Source organism: Duganella sp. 3397 (assembly GCF_031456625.1).
GTDB lineage: Bacteria > Pseudomonadota > Gammaproteobacteria > Burkholderiales > Burkholderiaceae_D > Rugamonas > Rugamonas phyllosphaerae.
Map to the genome: position 1 here is coordinate 52471 of NZ_JAVDVB010000008.1, position 20900 is coordinate 73370.

At 64.3% G+C, this 20900-nt stretch carries 19 protein-coding genes; 13 read left to right on the top strand and 6 right to left on the bottom strand.

All coding sequences use genetic code 11. From position 1 onward, the window contains the following. The 11 genes from aroA to J2X54_RS22585 all read left to right on the top strand — a co-directional run bounded on the left by aroA (position 1) and on the right by J2X54_RS22585 (position 10980). Positions 1-1314, top strand: coding sequence for a 3-phosphoshikimate 1-carboxyvinyltransferase (gene aroA, locus J2X54_RS22535; RefSeq protein WP_310183990.1), 1314 nt, complete (start codon positions 1-3; stop codon positions 1312-1314). A 7-nt stretch (positions 1315-1321) separates the two neighbouring features. Then, positions 1322-1996: a (d)CMP kinase gene (gene cmk / locus J2X54_RS22540; protein WP_070249388.1), complete on the top strand. Its 675-nt coding sequence runs from the start codon at positions 1322-1324 to the stop codon at positions 1994-1996. 120 nt (positions 1997-2116) lie between these two features. Further along, positions 2117-3793: a 30S ribosomal protein S1 gene (gene rpsA, locus J2X54_RS22545; protein WP_070249389.1), complete on the top strand. Its 1677-nt coding sequence runs from the start codon at positions 2117-2119 to the stop codon at positions 3791-3793. Between the two features lie 19 nt (positions 3794-3812). Next, positions 3813-4118 carry an integration host factor subunit beta gene (locus tag J2X54_RS22550; RefSeq protein WP_008446215.1) on the top strand — a complete coding sequence of 102 codons (306 nt, stop codon included), beginning with the start codon at positions 3813-3815 and terminating at the stop codon, positions 4116-4118. A 108-nt stretch (positions 4119-4226) separates the two neighbouring features. Further along, a complete protein-coding gene (locus tag J2X54_RS22555; protein ID WP_019921782.1) occupies positions 4227-4529 on the top strand; it encodes a lipopolysaccharide assembly LapA domain-containing protein in 303 nt (100 codons plus the stop codon). Positions 4530-4559: 30 nt separating this feature from the next. After that, entirely contained in the window at positions 4560-5735 is a 1176-nt protein-coding gene (gene lapB / locus J2X54_RS22560; RefSeq protein WP_070249390.1) for a lipopolysaccharide assembly protein LapB, read from the top strand. A 3-nt stretch (positions 5736-5738) separates the two neighbouring features. Further along, complete coding sequence (gene rfaE1, locus J2X54_RS22565; protein ID WP_310184055.1) at positions 5739-6683, top strand: D-glycero-beta-D-manno-heptose-7-phosphate kinase; 945 nt, start codon at positions 5739-5741, stop codon at positions 6681-6683. A 140-nt stretch (positions 6684-6823) separates the two neighbouring features. Further along, positions 6824-7147, top strand: coding sequence for a DUF655 domain-containing protein (locus tag J2X54_RS22570; RefSeq protein WP_070249392.1), 324 nt, complete (start codon positions 6824-6826; stop codon positions 7145-7147). A gap of 161 nt (positions 7148-7308) precedes the next feature. Continuing rightward, positions 7309-8712: an MBL fold metallo-hydrolase gene (locus J2X54_RS22575; protein ID WP_310184058.1), complete on the top strand. Its 1404-nt coding sequence runs from the start codon at positions 7309-7311 to the stop codon at positions 8710-8712. Beyond that, a complete protein-coding gene (locus tag J2X54_RS22580) occupies positions 8709-9638 on the top strand; it encodes a polysaccharide deacetylase family protein (protein WP_310184060.1) in 930 nt (309 codons plus the stop codon). Before J2X54_RS22575 ends, J2X54_RS22580 begins: the two co-directional genes overlap by 4 nt. A 4-nt stretch (positions 9639-9642) precedes the next feature. Then, positions 9643-10980 (top strand): HEAT repeat domain-containing protein, encoded by a 1338-nt coding sequence (locus J2X54_RS22585; protein ID WP_404990951.1) that lies wholly within the window; start codon positions 9643-9645, stop codon positions 10978-10980. 42 nt (positions 10981-11022) lie between these two features. Here J2X54_RS22585 and J2X54_RS22590 read toward each other — a convergent pair whose 3' ends face one another. Continuing rightward, positions 11023-12822, bottom strand: coding sequence for an FAD-dependent oxidoreductase (locus J2X54_RS22590; RefSeq protein ID WP_310184064.1), 1800 nt, complete (start codon positions 12820-12822; stop codon positions 11023-11025). A gap of 176 nt (positions 12823-12998) precedes the next feature. Here J2X54_RS22590 and cysM point away from each other — a divergent pair, with 176 nt between their 5' ends. After that, positions 12999-13901, top strand: coding sequence for a cysteine synthase CysM (gene cysM, locus J2X54_RS22595; RefSeq protein WP_070249396.1), 903 nt, complete (start codon positions 12999-13001; stop codon positions 13899-13901). A gap of 59 nt (positions 13902-13960) precedes the next feature. Here the strand turns inward: cysM and J2X54_RS22600 are convergent, their stop codons facing one another. The 5 genes from J2X54_RS22600 to J2X54_RS22620 form a co-directional block, all read right to left on the bottom strand. Continuing rightward, complete coding sequence (locus J2X54_RS22600) at positions 13961-14305, bottom strand: hypothetical protein (protein ID WP_026637273.1); 345 nt, start codon at positions 14303-14305, stop codon at positions 13961-13963. Positions 14306-14740: 435 nt separating this feature from the next. Then, entirely contained in the window at positions 14741-15916 is a 1176-nt protein-coding gene (mltB, locus tag J2X54_RS22605; RefSeq protein WP_310184068.1) for a lytic murein transglycosylase B, read from the bottom strand. After that, positions 15898-17916 (bottom strand): DUF3488 and transglutaminase-like domain-containing protein, encoded by a 2019-nt coding sequence (locus J2X54_RS22610; RefSeq protein WP_310184070.1) that lies wholly within the window; start codon positions 17914-17916, stop codon positions 15898-15900. Before J2X54_RS22610 ends, mltB begins: the two co-directional genes overlap by 19 nt. Then, a complete protein-coding gene (locus J2X54_RS22615; protein WP_310184071.1) occupies positions 17913-18944 on the bottom strand; it encodes a DUF58 domain-containing protein in 1032 nt (343 codons plus the stop codon). The genes J2X54_RS22610 and J2X54_RS22615 overlap by 4 nt, the downstream gene beginning before the upstream one ends. Before the next feature lie 6 nt (positions 18945-18950). Further along, complete coding sequence (locus tag J2X54_RS22620) at positions 18951-19871, bottom strand: MoxR family ATPase (RefSeq protein ID WP_310184073.1); 921 nt, start codon at positions 19869-19871, stop codon at positions 18951-18953. Positions 19872-19970: 99 nt separating this feature from the next. On the opposite strand from J2X54_RS22620, the gene J2X54_RS22625 reads away from it, so the two are divergent. After that, positions 19971-20897, top strand: a complete 927-nt coding sequence (locus tag J2X54_RS22625; RefSeq protein WP_310184075.1) for a histone deacetylase family protein — start codon at positions 19971-19973, stop codon at positions 20895-20897. Positions 20898-20900: the final 3 nt, after the last annotated feature.

Genomic DNA, 20900 nt, shown 5'->3' on the forward strand with positions numbered 1-20900 from the left:
ATGAACCACGACTACATCGACCTGCAACCGGTCACCCACGTACAAGGCACCGTGCGCCTGCCGGGCTCCAAGTCCATCTCCAACCGCATCCTGCTGCTGGCCGCGCTCTCGCAGGGCGACGTCAATATCATCGACCTGCTGGCCTCGGACGACACTGCCGTCATGCTGGCGGCGCTGCGCTCGCTGGGCGTGGAATGGAGCGAAGAAGCAACCGCCACCGGCACCATCCACCACGTCAAAGGCGTGGCTGGCGTGCTGCCCAATAAATCGGCCGACCTCTTCATGGGCAATGCCGGCACGGCGATCCGGCCGCTGACCGCCGCGCTGGCCGTGATCGGCGGCGACTACACGCTGCACGGCGTGCCGCGCATGCACGAGCGGCCGATCGGCGACCTGGTCGATGCCCTGAACGCGGCCGGCACCAATGTCGACTACACGGGCAATCCCGGCTACCCGCCACTGCACATCAAGCAGGGCAAGATCCACGCGCAGCGCCTGTCGGTGCGCGGCGATGTGTCGAGCCAGTTTCTGACGGCCTTGCTGATGGTCGCACCGCTGATGGCGCGCGAGCACGCGATCACCATCGACGTCATCGGCGAGCTGATTTCCAAGCCGTATATCGAAATCACCCTGAACCTGGTGCGCCGCTTCGGCGTGCAGGTGGCGCAGGACGGCTGGTCGTCGTTCACGATTGAACCCGGCCAGGTGTACCAGTCGCCGGGCACCATCCACGTCGAGGGCGACGCGTCGTCGGCGTCGTACTTCCTGGCGGCCGGCGCGATAGGCGGCGGCCCGGTGCGCGTCGAAGGCGTGGGCCGGCAGAGCATCCAGGGCGACGTGCGCTTTGCCGCAGCGCTCGAACAGATGGGCGCGACCATCGTCATGGGCGACAACTGGATCGAAGCGAGCAGCAATGGCCCGTTAAAAGCCATCGACGCCGACTTCAACCACATTCCCGACGCCGCCATGACGATCGCGATTGCCGCCCTGTACGCGGACGGCACCAGCACCTTGCGCAACATCGCCAGCTGGCGCGTGAAGGAAACCGACCGCATCGCCGCCATGGCCACCGAGCTGCGCAAGCTGGGCGCCACGGTGGAGGAGGGCGCCGATTTCATTCGTGTGACGCCGCCCGCCGCCCTCGGTCCTGCTACTATCGATACCTACGACGACCACCGCATGGCGATGTGCTTCTCGCTGGCGTCGCTCGACGGCCTGGCGCGCAAGGGCACGGCCGTGCGCATCAACGACCCCAAGTGCGTCGGCAAAACCTTCCCTGAATACTTCGCTGCGTTTGCGGCGATTGCAAAATAGTAAACACATGCCAACATCCCAGATTCCAGTCATCACCATCGACGGCCCTACCGCATCCGGCAAGGGCACTGTCGCACATCGCGTTGCCGATAAACTCGGCTTCCACTACCTGGATTCGGGCGCGCTGTATCGCCTGACGGCGCTGTCTGCCTTGAGGCGCGATACCGACCTGGCCGACGAACATGCGCTGGCCAAGCTGGCCGAACACCTGCAATGCAGCTTCCAGGGCGAGCATATTTTGCTCGGCCACGAGGACGTGAGCGACGCCATCCGCGCCGAGGTGGTGGGCAATACCGCGTCGAAAATCGCCACGTTCCCGGCCGTGCGCCATGCGCTGGTGGGCCTGCAACTGGGCTTTCGCAAGGCGCCGGGCGTGGTGGCGGACGGGCGCGACATGGGCTCGGTGATCTTCCCGCACGCCCCGCTCAAGGTGTTTTTGACGGCAAGTGTTGCTGCCAGGGCCGAGCGGCGCTACAAGCAATTGATCGGCAAGGGAATTTCTGCTAAGATGGAAGACCTGCTGATGGATTTGCAGGCGCGGGACGACCGGGATACAAACCGGGCCATCGCGCCGCTGGTCCCTGCCGAAGGGGCGCATGTGCTCGAAACGTCGAATCTGACTGCTGACGAAGCGGTCGAACAGGTGTTGAAGTGGTACGCCGCCCTGGGGCATAAGCATTAAGTCGTATGTTTTTGGTAAGGTGTCTGGCCGCTCTGCGGCCTAGACGTGTTTCAACCCTAACCCAACTGAAGTCGCATATCGCGAGCCTTGTTGGCAAACCTGGAAGTTACAATGTCTAATATGGAAAGTTTTGCAGCCCTCTTCGAAGAATCCCTGTCGCGTCAAGACATGCGTTCGGGCGAAGTGATCTCGGCTGAAGTCGTTCGTCTGGATCACAACTTCGTGATCGTGAACGCCGGCCTGAAATCGGAAGCATTCATCCCTGTTGAAGAATTCAAGAATGACCAAGGCGAACTGGAAGTCAAAGTAGGCGACTTCGTTTCCGTGGCCATCGAATCGCTGGAAAATGGTTTCGGCGATACCATCCTGTCGCGCGACAAAGCCAAGCGTCTGGCTTCGTGGCTGGCACTGGAAAAAGCAATGGAGTCGGGCGAGATCGTCGTCGGCACCGTCAACGGTAAAGTCAAAGGCGGCCTGACCGTCCTGACCAACGGCATCCGCGCATTCCTGCCGGGTTCGCTGGTTGACACCCGTCCAGTCAAGGACACCACCCCGTTCGAAGGCAAAACCCTCGAATTCAAAGTTATCAAACTGGACCGCAAGCGTAACAACGTGGTTCTGTCGCGTCGCGCCGTCATCGAAGCTTCGATGGGCGAAGAGCGTCAGAAACTGATGGAAACGCTGAAAGAAGGCACGGTCGTGACCGGCGTTGTGAAAAACATCACCGACTACGGCGCGTTCGTGGACCTGGGCGGCATCGACGGCCTGCTGCACATCACCGACCTGGCATGGCGTCGTGTGCGTCACCCATCGGAAGTTCTGACCGTTGGTCAGGAAATCACCGCTAAAGTGCTGAAATACGATCAAGAGAAAAACCGTGTTTCGCTGGGCGTGAAGCAACTGGGCGACGATCCTTGGACCGGTCTGTCCCGTCGTTACCCACAAGGCACCCGTCTGTTCGGTAAAGTGACGAACCTCACCGACTACGGCGCGTTCGTTGAAGTGGAACAAGGTATCGAAGGTCTGGTACACGTTTCCGAAATGGACTGGACCAACAAGAACGTCGCTCCAAACAAAGTTGTCCAGCTGGGCGACGAAGTAGAAGTGATGGTTCTGGAAATCGACGAAGAGCGTCGTCGTATTTCGCTGGGCATGAAGCAGTGCAAAGCCAACCCATGGGATGACTTCGGCGTTACCCACAAGAAGGGCGACAAAGTCCGCGGCGCGATCAAGTCGATCACCGACTTCGGCGTGTTCATCGGCCTGGCTGGCAACATCGACGGCCTGGTACACCTGTCCGACCTGTCGTGGACCGAGTCCGGCGAAGAAGCCGTACGCAAGTTCAAGAAAGGTGACGAACTGGAAGCCATCGTTCTGGCCATCGACGTTGAGCGCGAGCGCGTTTCCCTGGGCGTCAAGCAACTGGAAGGTGACCCGTTCAACAACTTCGCCGCCATGAACGACAAAGGTTCGCTGGTTAACGGTACCGTGAAATCGGTGGAGCCTAAAGGCGCCGTGATTCAACTGTCGGAAGAAGTCGAAGGCTACCTGCGCGCTTCGGAAATCTCGCGTGACCGCGTTGAAGATGCTGGCACCCACCTGAAAGTCGGCGACGCCGTCGAAGCTCTGGTGATCAACATCGACCGTAAAGCACGTTCGATCCAGCTGTCGATCAAAGCAAAAGACAACGCTGAAACCCAGGAAGCGATGAAGTCGATGGCTTCGGACAGCAGCGCAGCTTCGGGCACCACCAGCCTGGGCGCACTGCTGAAAGCCAAGTTCGATAACAAGAACTAAGTAACACTAGAACCAGTCGATGACTAAGTCCGAACTCATCAACCGCCTGGCTGAGCGTTATTCTCAGCTGGTGGCCAAAGATGCGGAGTATGCGGTCAAGACCATTCTTGATGCGATGACCAACGCCCTGGCGACCGGTCAACGCATCGAGATCCGTGGTTTTGGCAGCTTTGCCCTCAACAGCCGGCCACCACGCATCGGGCGTAATCCCAAGTCGGGTGACAAGGTGATGGTGCCTGAAAAACGGGTACCCCACTTCAAACCCGGCAAGCAGTTGCGCGAGCGGGTCGACGCGATGGTCGGGCAACCGATCATCGAGGACTGAGGTTGTGACGGTTTAAACGAAAAAGCGGCGTCCTCGGATGCCGCTTTTTTTTTAGCGGTTCTAATGCCATACTGGCGCTCTTGGAAAATCCGATCAGGAATCAGGCTGATGAAATTTGTATCCACCCTCGTTGGACTTGTTCTATTCGTCCTGTTTTTTGGCTTCGCCCTGAAAAATACGCAGGAAGTCGATCTGCACCTGTTTCTCCACTATGAGCTGCGCGGCCCGCTGGTGCTGATGCTGCTCGGGTGCTTCGTGGCCGGCGCCGTACTGGGCGTGCTGGCGCTCACGCCCACGGTGTTTCGCTATCGCCGCGAAACCAATAAACACAAATCCACCATCACGACGATGCAAACGACGGCGCAGCGGGCCAATGCCCAGCCACAGCCCGACAGCGTCCTCGCTCCTTAAGCCACTGCATCATCCTCAAAAGAATAAAGCATGGAATTTGAACTCTTCTGGTTGCTGGGTATCCCGGTCTTCTTCGGCCTTGGCTGGCTGGCGGCGCGGGTCGATATCCGTCAACTGATGGCCGAATCGCGCACCCTGCCGCGCGGCTACTTCAAGGGCCTGAACCTGTTGCTCAACGACCAGCCGGACAAGGCGATCGACGCCTTCATCGAGATCGTGCGGCTCGACCCGGAATCGGCCGACATGCACTTCGCGCTCGGTAACCTGTTCCGCCGCCGCGGCGAGACCGAACGCGCCATTCGCGTGCACCAGAATTTACTGGCGCGGCCGGACCTGCCGCAGGAGCAGAAAGAACACGCCGAGTACGAACTCGGGGTCGATTACCTGAAGGCGGGCTTGCTCGACCGCGCCGAAGAAACCTTCAATCGCCTGATCAACGGCCAGTACGGCGCCCAGGCACGGCGCCAGTTGCTGGAGATCTTCCAGCGCGAAAAAGAGTGGCCGCGCGCGATCGAATCGGCGATGGGCCTGCAGGAGTCGGGCGCCGGGTCGCGTCAAAAAGAGATCGCGCAGTTTTACTGCGAGATGGCGCAGGACGCGCTGGTGCACCTCCATGTCGATGAAGCGATGGCGCTGCTCGATAAATCGCTGGCGGCCGACCGCAACAACGTGCGCGCCACCATTCTGACCGGCGACGCCCAGCTGGCCAAGGACGATGTCGAAGGCGCGCTGCTGACCTGGCGCCGCGTGGAGCAGATCAGCGTGCCGCACACGGCGCTGGTCGCCCAGCGCATCATGGACGGCTACCGCAAGGTGGGCCGGCCGCAGGAAGGCGTCAACCTGCTCAAGTCGTACCTGGAACAGGCGTCGTCGATCGACCTGCTGGAAGTGGTGTACAAGGAAGTGATGGAACTGCACGGCGTGGCCGAGGCCAAGGAACTGGTCGTCAACGAGCTGCGTCGCACGCCGACCCTGCTGGGACTCGACCGCCTGCTCGAAGCGCGCATGGTCGATGCGCCGGCGGCCATCGTCTCCGAGCTGTCGATGGTGAAGAACCTGGTGCACGGCTATACGCAAAAGCTGGCGCGCTACCAGTGCAGCCATTGCGGCTTCAAGGCGCGCCAGTTCTACTGGCAGTGCCCCGGTTGCAGCCGCTGGGAGACCTACCCGCCGCGCCGCACCGAAGAACTCAACGTGATGAACTGAACGATGGCCAACGACCTGACGACTTACACCGCACCGGACCTGAACACGGTGCGCATCCTGATCGTGGGCGACGTCATGCTGGACCGCTACTGGTTCGGCGACGTCAACCGCATTTCGCCGGAAGCGCCGGTACCGATCGTGCGCGTCAACCACCGCGAAGCGCGCCTGGGCGGCGCCGCCAACGTGGCGCGCAACGCCGCAGCCCTCGGTGCGCACACGGCCCTGCTGGGCGTGGTGGGCGCCGACGAGGCGGGCAACGAGGTGGAGCAGATGCTGGAAACCGGCGGCATCCACAGCTATCTGCAGCGCGACGCGGCGATATCGACCATCGTCAAGCTGCGCGTGATCGGCCGCCAGCAGCAGATGGTGCGCATCGACTTCGAGGAAGCGCCCACCGACACGGTGCTGCGCGACAAGCTCGAGCAATTCAAGACGCTGTTGCACGACTACGACGTGATCGTGCTGTCGGACTACGCCAAGGGCAGCCTGGTCGCCGTGGCCGACATGATCGCGTCGGCGCGCGCGGCCGGCAAGGTGGTGATGGTCGATCCGAAAGGCGACGATTTTTCGCGCTATGCGGGCGCCACCGTGCTCACGCCAAATAAATCGGAAATGCGCCAGATCGTCGGCACCTGGTCGAGTGAAGAACAGCTGACGGCCAAGGCCCAGCAACTGCGCGCCGACCTGCGCCTGGACGCCTTGCTGCTCACCCGCTCGGAAGAGGGCATGACCCTCTACACGGACGGCCAGCAGTACCACATGCCGGCCGCTGCGCGCGAAGTGTTCGACGTCTCCGGCGCAGGCGACACCGTGATCGCCACCATGGCCTGCATGCTGGGCGCGGGCGCTGGCTGGAACGAGGCGGTGCAGACCGCCAATCGCGCCGGCGGCATCGTGGTGGGCAAGCTCGGGACGGCGACGGTGACGCGCGAAGAATTGTTCGGCTGAGTGTTCGGCTGAGGTCGCTCAATATGGCCGCGCCGGCTTGACGTTGATCAAGCGGGCGGGTCAACTTGGCGCAAGCGCTGGCGTTAGGGAGTATGCAGGGTGCGATGGTCGCTCCTGCTCACTTCATAACGGAGAATGTCATGTTGAAGAAACTCATGCTCGCAGTCGTCGCACTGGTCGCCACGATGAACTTCGCTTTCGCCCAGGTCGATGTCAACAAGGCCGACGCGGCCGCACTGGACAGCGTCAACGGCATCGGCCCGGCCAAGTCCAAGGCCATCCTGGAAGAGCGCAAGAAGGGCGAATTCAAGGACTGGAGCGATTTCCAGCAGCGGGTAAAGGGCGTGGGCGAGAAGAACGCGCTCAAGCTGTCGGCAGCGGGGCTGGTAGTCAATGGCAAGGGCAAGGATGGTGCAGCGGTGGCGGCAGGTACGCCGGCCAAGCCCAAGGCTGCGGCTAAATAGGTCGCTAACGTGTACTTCGTCATTCCCGCGCAGGCGGGAATCCAATTGCGCCTGCGCCGCCTTTGTCATCAAAGCCAACACCGCGCACACAAATTGGATCCCCGCCTGCGCGGGGATGACGGCTTTGCGGTTGGCGCAAAGAGCTACATCAACTGGCCTCCATGAAAATTTCCCGCATCCTCCACGCCGGCTACGTCTTCGAATCCGGCGGCACCCAGATCCTGTTCGACCCCATCTTCGAAAACCCTTTCAGCCGCAACTGCCACGCCTTTCCCGACGTCCGCTTCGACCCGGGCCAAATCCGGCAACTCACGCCCGATGCCATCTTCATCTCGCACTTCCACGACGACCACTGCTCGTTCGACAGCCTGCACCTGCTGCCGCGCGCCACGCCGGTCTACCTCTACTGCCTGTTCGAGGAACTGTTCGCCATGTTGCGCGAACTCGGTTTCACCAACGTGCAGTCACTGGCAATTGACGCCCCGGTGCACGTGGGCGCCTTCGAGATCATCGCCCGCCGCGCGCTCGATGACGAAGTCGATTCCATGTTCCACATCCGCGCCGAGGGCCTGAACATCCTCAACGTGGTCGATTCATGGATGGACCCGCACACGCTGGAGCAGTTGAAGGCCTACGCACCGTGGGACATGGTGCTGTGGCCATTCCAGACCATGCGCGAAGTGGACGTGATCGCGCCGTCGCGCACGCGTGATGGCGACACCGCGCCAGAGTTGGTATGCGCGCCCGTGCCCGCGATGGCCGGCGCGCGCGCCACACCGGCGGTGGCGCTGCCCGACGACTGGCCCGGGCAACTGCAAGCACTGAACCCGCGCTACGTGGTGCCCAGCTCGTGCCAGTTCGTGCAGGAGCCATGGTCGTGGTACAACCACGCCATGTTCCCGATCACGTACCGCCAGTTCGCGCAGGATGCAGGCGCCTGGCTGCCGGCCGCGCACGTGGTGCGCCTCGATCCCTCGGTGGCGTTCGAACTGACCCCGCAGGCCTTGACGCCGGCCGCGCCGTTGCCGTGGGTGATCCCGGTAGGCGACCAGGACGTCGATTTCCAGTACGACCCGGCCATCGCGCCACCAGCCACGGCCGACATCGCGCGCCGCTTTCCGGCATTGACCGTGGAACAGGCGGCGCTGGTGCTGGACTTCTGCCAGCGCGGCCTGCTGCAAAAGTATGAAGAGATGGAACTGCCCGACGACAGTTATTTCATGGAGCCGCGCCGGTGGCAGCTGACGGTGTTCGATCATGACGGGGCAGGGCGCCGCTTCCGCTATCGCATTCACGGTGACAGCATCGAGCGCGCTGATATTGAAGACGGCAGCATTGCAGCAGCCACCGGCAGCCAGCCATTGGGCTGGACCACCGAAATCCCCGCTGCCAAGCTGTACGCCGGCCTGGCGCTGGGCGAGTCGCTCACCTCGATGTATTTGCGCATCAACGGTGCGCCCGAGGACGCCGACATCGCCGACGACCCGCTGATCCGCTGCCTGTTCAACGACGCCTTCGGCGCCTACCAGGCCGCCCAACTCAAACGCCTCAAGGAGACTGCATGAAACGATTGATCCTGGCCGTGGCCGCCACTGCCACCGCCATTGTGTGCACACTGGGCACGGCTGCCGCACAAACCGTCGCCTTCACCTTCGACGACGGCCCGCGCCTGGAACAAACGCCTTTGATGACCCCGCAGCAGCGCAACGATGCGCTGCTCGGCGCGCTGGCCGCGCACCACGTCTCGGCCGCGTTATTCGTCACCTGCGGCAACGGCGCCAACGAGCCGGCCGGGCTGGCGCTGGCGAAGGCCTGGGGCGACGCCGGCCACGCGGTAGGCAATCACACCATGACGCACCCGGACCTGAACAGCACCAAGGTAACGCTGGCGCAGTACCAGCAGGAAGTGCTCGATTGCGACCGCATCATCGCGCCGCTGCCCGGCTATCAAAAATGGTTCCGCTACACCTATCTGCGCGAGGGCAACACGCCGGAGAAGCGCGACGGCATGCGCGCCTTCCTCAAGCAGCACGGCTACCGCAATGGCGGCGTTTCGCTCGACACCAGTGACTGGCGCCTCGACGAAAAACTCAACGAGGTCCTCGAGGCCAATCCCAAGGCAGATCTGACCGTGATCCGGCAAGCCTACCTGGACCACCTGCGCCAGCGCGCCACCGCCTACCGCGACCTGTCGCGCCAGTACCAAGGCCGAGACATCCCGCAAGTGATCCTGCTGCACCACAACCTGGTCAATGCGCTGTGGCTCAAGGACGCGATCGCGCAGTTCAAGGACATGGGCTGGACCATCATCACGCCCGCGCAGGCGTTTGCCGATCCGTTCTACCAGCAGGTGCCCGATCGCCCGGTGCCAGGCCAGAGCCTGGTGCTGTCGGTCATGCGCAGCAAGGGCATCGACCGCTTCCCGGGGCGGGAGCGGCTGGTCGATGACGGTGATTTCGAAATTAATGCCATCGATGCGGCGGCAAGGTAAGGCGATGGCAAATTATCTGCAAACATTGATCGCGGACGCGTCATGCGCACATACGCTGCCTGACCTGAGCCGGTACGCCGCCAATTGTTCCGGTTATGTACGGGAGGCTGCCGTGCGCCGATGTGGTCAGCTGGGCCAGCCCGACTTGCTGCCCATCGTCAACGAGCGTCTCAACGACTGGGTGCCCGAAGTGCGCGAGGCTGCGCGCCAGGCGCTGTCGGAATTGCTGCTGACCTCGCCCAAGGCGCAATTGCTGGCCAACTTGCCCGGCATGTTGCGGCTGCGTGGCGGTAGCGGCCGGGGCGACAGCGCGCAGTGGCTCGCAACGTTCGAGGCCAGGCTGATCGCGCTGCTGGGGACCGATGTGATTGCCGAGCAGGCGCGCCATGGCGATATTGTCAGCGCGCGCGCCTGCATCGGGTTGCTGATGCGCTACCGGCTCGTCGATACGCACGCCCTGATCGCGCTGATACTGGGCCGTGGTGACGATATCGTGCTGTGCCTGGAAGCGGTGCAACTGATCGGTGACTTGCCTGCCGGTCAGCAGCCTGCTTGCCAGGCGCTGGCGCTGCGTTCGCATTTTGGCACGGTGCGTACCCGGGCCTTGCGTGGTTTGCTGGCACAGGACGATGCGACGCCGGAAGCGCGGAAGACAGCCGCGATGCGCGCCCTGGGCGATACCCAGTCGTCTGCCAGGTACGTGGCACGCGAGTATCTTGGCGCGCTGGGCGTCGATGTGCGAGCCTATTACCGCACCTTGCTTGGCCAGGCGGTAACGGCCAGAACCGCGCAGATCTGCTTGGCCGAACTGGCTGCGCTGCGCGCCCTGGGCGATACGGAACTGGTGCGCTCATGCGCTGCCGACACTCGCGCCATAGTACGTCTGGCCGCGTTGACTGCGTGGTTCAAACTGGCCGCAGCCGACAAGGATCATATCGCGGCGGTCGCGCTGGCAGATAGCGCGCCCCGGGTGCGCAAGTTTGGCGCCATGCTGGTACAGCGTGACGGCGCCTATCTGCCGTTCGAGCAGGTCGCGCGCATGCTCGAGGCGGTAGGCGACCTGCGGCTGCTGTTGCGCATGGCGGAAAGCCATCCGTGGCAGTGGCTCGAATGGATTGCCCGGCTCAGCCTGCGGCTCGACCGGGAACAGGTGCTGGCGCTGCGACTCGATGCGTCGTTGGGCAAATGGCTGACGCAATCGCAGATCTGGTACGACAACCTCGGCAGCGAGCAGTCTGCACGGCTGCGCGCCGAACCCGCGCGCAGCAGCCTGCGCGCCTTGGTAAGCGGGTCGAGTGCCGCCTTGGCGGAGGTGGAGCGGGAGCTCGACGCAAGGGCGTAAGCCTGTTCAGACAGGTCCCGAGAAAAGCCGCTGCCAGGTCGGTTACACCGCTCGCTTGTCCACCGGCAGGTTCGCCAGAAATTGGTGGATTTGCGAGACCACCGCCGCGCCTTCGCCCACCGCTGCGGCCACCCGCTTGGTGGAGGTGGCGCGCACGTCGCCGATGGCGAACACGCCCGGCACGCTGGTTTCCAGCGCCGCGCGGCTGGGCAGCTCGCGCGGATAGACGCCGTTTTCGAAGTTGGCGCGGCACTGGGCCTTGGTGACGTCGAAACCGGTGCGGATGAAACCGTGGTCGTCCACATCGACACCGCAGTCGCCGAGCCACGCCGTGTTGGGATCGGCGCCGATGAACAGGAATACGCGGCACACATCGTAGTCGGTCTCTTGCCCGGTTTTTGAATTGTGCACGCGGATCTGTTTCAGGCCGTCGTCGTTGCCCTCGAGTGCGACGATTTCGCTGTACGTGTGCAGCTCGATATTCGGCGTGGCTTCGATCCGTTCGATCAGGTAGCTCGACATGGTGGCGGACAGGCTGTCGCGGCGGATCAGCATGTGCACCTTGGACGCGTGGGCCGACAGGAACACGGCGGCCTGGCCGGCCGAGTTGCCGCCGCCGACCAGCACGATTTCCTCCGAGCGGCACAGCCTGGCTTCGATGGGCGAGGCCCAGTAATACACGCCCTTGCCCTCGAACTGCTTGAGGTTGGCCAGCGAGGGGCGGCGGTAGCGCGCTCCGCACGACAGCACCACGGTGCGGGCCTTGAGGCGCTGGTAGCTGCCGCACATTTCCACTTGCAGCGGCCAGGTGTCGCAGATCAGGCGGCCGCTGGGCGCGGGGATGGCGATCTCCACGCCGAACTTCTGCGCCTGCACGTACGCGCGCCCGGCCAGGGCGCCACCCGAGACACCGGTGGGGAAGCCCAGGTAGTTTTCGATACGGGCGCTGGCGCCGGCCTGGCCGCCGTAGGCGCGCGTTTCCAGCGCCAGCACCGACAGCCCTTCGGACGCGGCATACACGGCGGTGGCCAGGCCGGCCGGGCCGGCGCCCACCACGATCACGTCCCACACCTTGTTGTCATCGAGTTCGGGCAGCATGCCCAGGCAGCGGCCCATGTCCACCGTGGTCGGATTCTTCTTGATGGCGCCGTCGGGGCAGACCACCAGCGGCAGGTCGTCGCCGCTGGCGTCATGCGCGGCGATCAGGTCGGCGGCGCGCTGGTCTTCGGCCGGATCGATCACGCTGTAAGGATGACCGTTGGCCGACAAAAAACTCTGCAGCGCATGGACCCGGCCCTGGCTGCGTGCGCCGATGATGGTGGGGCCGCCCGAGTTCTGTTCGATCAGGCCCACCCGGCGCAGGATCAGCGCGCGCACGATGCGCTCGCCGAGGTCGGCGTGCGCCACCAGCAGCGCGCGCAGCGACTCCGGCGGCACCACCAGCACGTCGGTGGCGCCAACCGCGTAGCCATTGGCCAGCGGCGAGCGGCCCGACAGCTGCGCCACTTCGCCGGCGAACTGGCCCACGGTGTGGGTGGTAAACAGCATCGGCTCGTCGAGGCCGTTGGTGCGGTACATGGCCAGCGCGCCCTTGAGCACCAGCATCAGGCCGTAGCAGGTCTTGCCCGCCTCGATCACCGGTTCGCCGTCCTGGTAAATACGCTGCTGGCCGAAGCGCAGCATCTGCTTGACGTCGCCGGGGCTGAGCGTGGGGAAGATCTGGTAGCCGCGTTTATCGAGGTCGAGCGTGGGAGCGGCGTGGGCCGGCACAGGCGCAGTGGGCGAGGTGGCCAGGGCGTCGTGCGTTTCTGCGGCGATGGGGTCGAGTGGGGAGATGGCCATGGTGTGGAAAGAAGTAGGGATGCGCCGGAGTGGCGGTTTGGTGAAAGTCTAGCGCAAGGCGTGGCGCGCGTGTGAAGAGTTGGCGCGTCTTGTCCTTTCGGGAGGGGCTTGCCATACACGCAAGCCCAACTCGGATTAAAATGGCTGTTCTGACGCACTCACCGACAAAGACAACGATGGCTTACAAGACTCTGGAAGATACGATCGGCAACACGCCGCTGGTGCAGCTGACGCGCCTGCCGGGCGCCGAGGCGGCCGCACGCAACAACATCATTTTGGGCAAGCTCGAAGGCAACAACCCGGCCGGTTCGGTCAAGGACCGCGCCGCCATGTCCATGCTCAAGCGCGCCGAGGAACGCGGCGACATCAAGCCTGGCGACACCCTGATCGAAGCGACCAGCGGCAATACCGGCATTGCGCTGGCCATGGCCGCTGCGCTGCGCGGCTACAAGATGCTGCTGCTGATGCCGGAAAACCTGAGCATCGAACGGCGCCAGAGCATGGCCGCCTACGGCGCCCAGATCATGCTCACGCCCAAGACCGGCGGCATGGAATACGCGCGCGACATGGCCGACCAACTGCAAAAGGACGGCAAGGGCATCATCCTCGACCAGTTCGGCAACCAGGACAACGCCCGCGCCCACTACGACAGCACCGGCCCGGAAATCTGGCGCGACACCGACGGCCGGGTCACGCATTTTGTCAGCGCCATGGGCACCACCGGCACCATCATGGGCGTGTCGCGGTACCTGAAGGAGCAGAACCCCGACGTGCAGATCATCGGCGCCGAGCCCGAAGAAGGTTCGTCGATACCGGGCATCCGCAAATGGCCCGAAGCCTATCTGCCGAAAATTTACGACCGTACGCGGGTAGACAAGGTGGAATCGGTGTCGCAGGCCGCAGCCGAACGCATGGCGCGCCGCATGGCGGCGGAAGAGGGCATATTCTGTGGGATTTCGGCGGCGGGCGCCTGCGAGATCGCGCTGCGGCTGTCGCAAACGGTGGAGAACGCAACGATCGTGTTCATCGTGTGCGACCGTGGCGACCGTTACCTGTCGACCGGTGTGTTCCCAGCCTGACAATGCAGATAATCCCGCGCCCCCGTAAGGGGCCGGGATGATGTGACGACCGGGGTAAATTAACCCTGGCTGCCCGAACCGGAATCGACCGGATCTTTCGGTTTGAACTGCTTGTCGCTGATGCGGAACTTGTTGCGGCGATCGCCCATCAGGTAACGCAGGTCGCGAATGCTCAGATCGCTCACTTCGTGCATGCGGATCAGCAGCGAAGCGCCGACCGGCAGGCGGTGGTGACGAATTTTCGAAATGACCGGCGGCGCGACTTCCAACGCACGCGACAGTGCTGCATCGTTTTTCAGACGCAGGTTCTCGATCAGCGTATCGAGCAGGCGGTTGGGATTGTATTGCAGCAGATCATCGCCATCCGCATCGTTGTTCATATCTATGCCGACTTGGTTTGTCATGATATCGTCTTTTCCTTCGGGTAAAGTTGTCCTGCTAAGTACAACACTCGGAACTCGCTTTGCCGCGTAACGTTCTTCCCTCGACAGGAAAACTCACACATGGACGCAATTCCGGGATAAAAAGTTTCATAATATATACACAATTATACAACATCGCGCAATATAATACTCAGCAGCAATTAAAAAAAGCGTTGTTGGTGTTATCTTGTTGTCACGATGCAACATTGTGTGAGAATTATACACCGCTTCGTGTGCTAAGCTTCCGTGCACACATCATATTAGCAACTAAACTTAATTGTAAGGCAATTCAGTTGTTGTGCCGGATATTTTTTTGCCGCGCTAAGTTAGTTGTCGCACGGAAGATAATTTCTAAATGGTAATTAAGATAGTGCTCTCAGGAACTTGTCCCAAGAGCATTTACGCTTACTTACATCCTTATGGATTGCCAGCCGCCGTGCCAGTACTTGTGGTGGCACGCGCATCCTTGATCGCCTTCCCCAGGTCCACCACCGACATCGCGTAGAAATAGCTGCGGTTGTATTGGGTGATGGCAAAGAAGTTCGGGTTGGCCGCCCAGTACTCGGTCGCCTCGCCGCCGTTCTGCAAATCCACCAGGCCGTACATCGCTTGTTCCGGCAATGCTACGGTGGGGACGACACCGGCCGCCGTCAAGTCCTGCGGCTTGTATTTTGCCGTCAAGCCCTGTTGCAGCAGCGGTTCCCAGGCGCGGTTGGGCGACACCTTGACCGGGTAGGCGATCGGCCCCGTGACCTCGCGCTGCCAGCCGTGCGCGGCCAGGAACGACGCCACGCTGCCGACCACGTCGGTGCTCGAGCCAAGCAGGTCGATCTTGCCGCTGCCGTCGAAATCGACCGCGTATTTCATTGCGCTGCTGGGCATGAATTGCGGCATGCCCATGGCGCCGGCAAACGAGCCGCGCAGCGACAGCGGGTCCAGGCCGTCGGCGCGGGCAAACAGCAGCGCCGCTTCCAGCTCGCCCTTGAAGTACGTCATGCGCGCTTCGCGCGATGGCGACTCGGGATAGGCAAATGCCAGCGTGGCCAGGGTGTCGAGCACGCGGAAGCGGCCGGTGATGCGGCCGTACACGGTTTCCACGCCAACGATGGCGACGATGATCTCGGCCGGCACGCCGTACAGCGATTCGGCGCGCGCCAGCGCCTCGGCGTTCTCGTTCCAGAACCGCACGCCGGCGCTGGTGCGTACCGGATCGACATTGAGGGCCCGGTACGCCTGCCAGTTCTTCGGCTTGCCCGGCGGCGCCGGTTTCACCAGTTGCACCACCGAGTCGAGGTAGCGCACCTGGCTCATCATGGTGTCGAGCTCCTTGCGGTCGAAATTGTCGCGGATGGCAACGTCGTCGAGGAATGCCCGCACTTCCTTCCACTCGCCGAAGTTGACGTATTCGCCGACGTAATCGGTGGCCGCCTTGGGTGCCGGCTTGGGCTCGGCCTTTTTCTTGGGCGCGGCCTTTTTTTGCGGCGGCTGCTTGTAGCCGTAGCGGTCCACCGGCTGGTTTTGGGCATGGGCGCCGGCGGCGCAGGTGAGCAGCACGGAGGCCAGCAAGGGAGCAATCAGGGTTTTTGTCGGCATAGGGGTAACAGTGTTGTAAGCGTCGCCAGCGACGCTGTGCGTGATTCGGGGTCGGGCGCGGCGTATTTGAGCGTCCCGTACAGTAACAAAAACTGGTCGGCGGCGGCGTGCTGTTCCGCACTTGCCGGCCGCGTGCGCAAGCGGGCAGCATAGGCGGCCGGCCCTTCGTCGGGCTGGCGCGGGTTGCCGTGGCGCGCTTGCTGGCGGCAAAAGGCCTCGTATACAGCCTCGAGCGGATCGACCGCGCGCCGCTGGCGCCGCCAGCGCCACAGCGCCACCAGCACAGCGATCATGAGCGCCGCCAGGGCTGCGCGCCAGGTCGCCAGGCTGGTGCTCAACTGCGCAAGAAAACTGCGCTGCCGCTCTGGATTGTAATCGAGGATGTATTGATTCCAAGCATTATTGAGCGCCGCGTAGCGGAATCTGAAGCCTGCCAGCCAGGAATCGGGATCGTTTTGCAGCGCAAACAACGGCGCAAAGCCGGCCGGCGCCGGCAGCGCCCGCGCCAGGTTGCGCGATACGCGCTCGGGCGCCACGGCTGCAGTGGGATCCACCCGGCGCCAGCCACGCCCTGGCAGCCAGATCTCGGCCCAGGCATGGGCGTCGGACTGGCGCACCGCCAGGTAACCATCGACCGGGTTGCGCTCGCCGCCCTGGTAGCCGGTAACCACGCGCGCCGGCACGCCCATGGCGCGCATCAGTACCACGTACGCGCTGGCGTAGTGTTCGCAAAAGCCGGCGCGGCTGGCGAACAGAAAATCGTCGACCAGGTTACGTCCTCCCAGCGGCGGCTGCAGGGTGTAGCTGAAGGCCTCCCGGCGGAATTTGTCGAGCACTTGCTGCGACAGTGCGGCGCCATCGGCATGCGGCGCGGCCTGGCGCAGTTGCCGCGCCAGCGCCAGTGTGCGCGGGTTGAAGCCGGCCGGCAGTTCCAGCCAGCGCGTCAGGCTCTCCGGCTGGGCGTTGGCCTGCAGCGCGTAGTCTGGATACGAGGTCGCGCTGTAGCGCGCACGGCGGTCCACCGGCGTGGTGGTGAAGTACTCCATCTCGTCCGAATCGCGCACGCCGTAGCCCGCCATCTCCACCTGCGGGCCACCCAGTTCCAGCACCGCCAGCCAGCGCTGGCCGCTGGGCTCCATGGTGACCTCCTGGCGCACCGGTGCGCCGCGCAGGGCGATGGCAATCTCCTGGCGCTGCGGTCCGCGCCGGCGCGGCACCCGGGTCCAGGTACTGCCGTCGTAGTCGCCCAGCACGATGCTGCGCCAGTAAAGCTGCTGCTGCGGCGGCGTCTGCGCGCCCGGGAAGCGCACGCGGAACGCCACCTCGTCGGAAAGCGCCAGCGACGACAGCGTGCCGGGCGCCATGCTGTCGGACAGGCCGGTGCGGCCGCTGGCGGCGTCGCCCGGCATGCCCCACAGCGGCCCATGGATGCGCGGGAAGACGATGAAGATCATCACCGCCAGCGGCGCCGCCAGCGCGAACAGCCGCGCCGACGTGCGCAGGCGAGCGCCCAGCGGCGGCACCATGCCCGTGTACTGAAAGGTTTGCAGGGCGGTGAGCAGCACGATCAGCGTGGCCACCATGAACAGCGCGGTGGGCATGCTTTGCGAGTAGAAGAAATTCGTCAGCAGCACGAAGAACGCCAGGAATACGACCACGAACAGGTCGCGCCGTGCGCGCATCTCGAGCAGTTTGAACGCCAGCAGCAGCGTGAGCATGGCCACGCCGGGGTCGCGCCCCAGCAGCGTGCCGAAGCTGGCGTACACGCCGGCCATGCTGGACACCGACACCGGCAGCAGCACCCGGAACGACGGCATGCGCCGGCCGCGCCAGGTGAGTACCGCGCGCCACAGCAGGATTGCGCAGACGGCCACGCTGGTCCACGGCGGCAGGTGGCCGAAGTGGGGCGCCAGCACCATCAGCGCGGCCACCAGGAGCAGCAGCGTGTCCGATTTTTCGCGCGGCAGCCGTTGCAGGCGCTCGAACAGCGGCGACTTCATGCCGCCCCCCGGTACAGCGCCAGCGCGCGCAGGCAGGCGGCGCGGTGGGCCTCGCCCAGTGCCGGGCCATACGATGCGGCGCCCAGGCGCAGGCTGTAGGGCAGGGCGTGCAGCTCCGCTTGCAGCACCCACTGGGTCAGGCGCGAGAGCCGCAGTTCGAGGCCCAGGTGGGCCGGCAGGTCGGCAAAATCGAGCGCCAGTTCGGCTACCGCGCCGCCGTCGAACTGCTTGGTCACCAGCTGGCCGCCAAGGGCCGGATCGTGGCGCGCGATCTGGCGCCAGGCCAGGTGGCGCAACGGGTCGCCCTGCTGGTAGGGACGGATGCCGGCAAAATTGTCGAGGCCCACCGCGCCGTGGCCGTCCTCGCTGGCGGCGCCGTGCGAGGGCAACGGCGGCCCCGGCGTTTCGGGCGCCGGGTACACCAGCACCGCCAGCTCGGGCGGTACCGGCTTCCAGTACGACCAGGCGCGAAACAGCCCGAGCGGAAAACTGGTGACCAGGCGAATGCGCGGCGCGGCCAGCCAGCCCCGGGCAGTTGCCGGCGCCGACAGCACCACGGCGCTGCTGGCGCCGGCCGCCACGTCGGTGGCATGGGTGGGCGCGCCGGCCTTGTTTGCGCTGGCAGCGTCTTCGAAGCCGACCATGATCGCAAAGCGGTCGCGCCGCGTGGGGTTGTGCAGGTGTATTTCGAACTGCGCCTGCTCGCCGGCAAACACCGGCGCCGCGCGGCCTGCCGTCAGCCTGAGCGCCACCAGGTTGCGGGTGGTGAGATACATATCGGCCACGGCGCAGGCGCCGGTAAAGAAGGTCAGCGCGAAACCCAGGCCCAGGTTGTAGTTGAGGGCGCCGATCAGCATGATCAGCAGCAGGACGGTAAACGACAGGCCGGGCCGGGTAGGCAGGATGTACACGCGGCGCGGGGTGAGCGTGAGGCCGCTGCCTGCATGGTCCTCGCGCCGGTCACGTTCAATCAGCCAGCGCTCACGGCGTTCGCGGTACCACGCCTGCCATCGGGACCGGGCTGCCATCGTCGCCTACACCGGCACCGATTTTTGCCACTGCAGCACCAGGTCGCCGCTGGCCAGCGCCGTGCCGTGCGCCGCCTTGACCGGCCGCAGGCGGTGCGCGCACACGGGCGCCAGCACCGCCTGCACGTCCTCGGGCAGCACGTGGTTGCGGCCTTCGAGCGCGGCCCAGGCGCGCGCCGCCTGCAGCAGCGCAATCGCCGCGCGCGGACTCAGGCCCTCGGCAAACATGCCGTTCTGGCGCGAGGCGGCGGCCAGGCGCTGCACGTAGTCGGCCAGCGTGGGCGCCACGTGCAGTGCGCGCAGCGACTGCTGGGCGTCGGCCAGTTCGTTCGACGTCATCGCCGCCGGCAGCGTCTTGAGCAGGGCGCGGCGGTCGTCGCCCAGCAGCAGTGCGCGTTCGGCGGCGGCGTCCGGGTAGCCGAGCGAGAGGCACATCAAAAAGCGGTCGAGCTGCGATTCCGGCAGCGGGAAGGTGCCGATCTGGTGGGTGGGATTTTGCGTGGCGATCACGAAGAACGGCGTGGGCAGTTCGCGCGTGACGCCGTCGGCGCTGACCTGGCGCTCCTCCATCGCCTCGAGCAGGCCGGACTGGGTTTTCGGCGTGGCGCGGTTGATTTCGTCGGCCAGCAGCACTTGCGTGAAGATGGGGCCGGGGTGGAACACGAAGCCGTTCTGTTCGCGGTCGTAGATCGAGATGCCGTTCACGTCGGCCGGCAGCAGGTCGCTGGTAAACTGGATGCGGTTGAAGCGCAGTCCCAGCGAAATGGCCAGCGCGTGCGCCAGCGTGGTTTTGCCCACGCCCGGCACGTCTTCCACCAGCAGGTGGCCACCCGCCAGCAGGCAGGCCAGTGCCTGTCGGATCTGCAAGTCCTTGCCGACGATGATGGTGCCCACCTGCCGTGCTGCCGCGTGCAATTTTGTGTACATGATATGTGGTAGATTAGCGCATAGAAAGCATGGAACAGCTGGGCATCTTGCATACAGTCGATTCTATGCGAGAAACTGCGCCGGAGACACAAGAGAGTCATGACCACCGCCATTTACAGCCATCCAGACTGCCAACGCCACGACATGGGCGAGTGGCACCCCGAGTCCCCCGCGCGCCTGCAGGCGATTTCCGACCAGCTGATCGGCTCCCACATCAGCGACCTGCTCGACTACCGCGAGGCGCCGCTGGTCGCCGTGGCCGACCTCGAACGCAACCACAGCAAGAATGCGATCGCCATCATCCGCGACAACGTGCCCGCCCCCGGCGACACCTACCCGCTCGACGGCGACACCTCGCTCAACGCCTGGAGCTGGCTGGCGGCGCAGCGTGCGGCCGGCGCGGCGGTGGCCGCCACCGACGCTGTCATCGACGGCGAAATCGACAACGCCTTCTGCTCGGTGCGCCCGCCGGGCCACCACGCGCGTGCGATGGAGCCGATGGGCTTCTGCCTGTTCAACAACGTCGCGGTCGCCGCCAAGCATGCGCTCGACGCGCGCGGACTGGCGCGGGTGGCGATCGTCGACTTCGACGTCCACCACGGCAACGGCACCGAAGAGGCGTTCCGCGACGAGCCGCGCGCACTGATGGTGAGTTTTTTTCAGCATCCGTTTTACCCGTACAACGAGCCGCTGCCGATCACGCCCAACCGCGTCAACGTGCCGGTGCCGCTGGCGTCCAAGGGCGACGACGTGCGCCGCATCGTTACCGAACAATGGCTGCCGGCGCTGCACGCGTTCCAGCCCGAGATGATTTTTATCTCAGCCGGCTTCGATGCCCACCGCGAGGACGACCTGGGCGGCATGGGCCTGGTGGAAGCCGATTACGCCTGGATGACCGAACAGATCATGGAGATCGCGCGCCTGTACGCGCAAGGACGCATCGTCAGCTGCCTCGAAGGCGGCTACAACCTCTCCGCCCTCGGCCGCAGCGTGGTCGCCCACCTGAAGGCGCTCGCCGAAATCTAACCC